This is a genomic window from Streptomyces sp. NPDC014864 (assembly GCF_043081525.1).
Classification (GTDB): domain Bacteria; phylum Actinomycetota; class Actinomycetes; order Streptomycetales; family Streptomycetaceae; genus Streptomyces.
This window is the reverse complement of the sequence record NZ_JBIBWT010000059.1, coordinates 1-1,030: the sequence shown is the minus strand read 5'-3', so window position 1 is coordinate 1,030 and position 1,030 is coordinate 1. Positions and strand designations below refer to the sequence as shown.

Below are 1,030 nucleotides of genomic sequence, written 5' to 3'. Positions count from 1 at the left end.
CGGTCGGGGGCGGGGCCCCGGTGTCGGTGCAGTCGATGACGACGACGCGTACGTCGGACATCGGTGCGACGTTGCAGCAGATCGCGGAGCTGACGGCGTCGGGGTGCCAGATCGTGCGGGTGGCGTGTCCGACGCAGGACGACGCGGACGCGCTGGCGACGATCGCGCGGAAGTCGCAGATCCCGGTGATCGCGGACATTCACTTCCAGCCGAAGTACGTGTTCGCGGCGATCGAGGCGGGTTGTGCGGCGGTGCGGGTGAATCCGGGCAACATCAAGCAGTTCGACGACAAGGTGCGGGAGATCGCGCGGGCGGCGAAGGAGCACGGGACGCCGATCCGGATCGGTGTGAACGCGGGTTCGCTGGACCGGCGTCTGCTGCAGAAGTACGGCAGGGCGACGCCGGAGGCGCTGGTCGAGTCGGCGCTGTGGGAGGCGTCGCTGTTCGAGGAGCACGACTTCCGGGACATCAAGATCTCGGTGAAGCACAACGATCCGGTGGTGATGATCGAGGCGTACCGGCAGCTTGCCGAGAGGTGCGACTATCCGCTGCACCTGGGGGTGACGGAGGCCGGTCCGGCGTTCCAGGGCACGATCAAGTCGGCGGTGGCGTTCGGTGCGCTGCTGTCGCAGGGGATCGGTGACACCATCCGGGTCTCGTTGTCCGCGCCGCCCGCGGAGGAGGTCAAGGTGGGCCTTCAGATCCTGGAGTCGCTGAATCTGAAGCAGCGGGGTCTGGAGATCGTCTCCTGCCCGTCGTGCGGGCGTGCCCAGGTGGACGTGTACAAGCTGGCCGAGGAGGTCACCGCGGGTCTGACCGGGATGGAGGTCCCGCTGCGGGTGGCGGTGATGGGGTGTGTGGTCAACGGTCCCGGTGAGGCGCGTGAGGCCGACCTGGGGGTCGCCTCGGGCAACGGCAAGGGGCAGATCTTCGTCAAGGGCGAGGTCATCAAGACCGTTCCGGAGTCGAAGATCGTGGAGACCCTGATCGAGGAGGCCATGAAACTGGCCGCGCAGATGGAGCACGGCGG

Annotated in this window: 1 protein-coding gene; it reads left to right on the top strand. The window is 67.7% G+C overall.

Annotated features, from left to right (window positions below):
* Nucleotides 1–1,030 (top strand): flavodoxin-dependent (E)-4-hydroxy-3-methylbut-2-enyl-diphosphate synthase (gene ispG / locus ACF1A5_RS33880; RefSeq protein ID WP_392196669.1); only part of this gene is annotated, 1,030 nt, incomplete at both ends.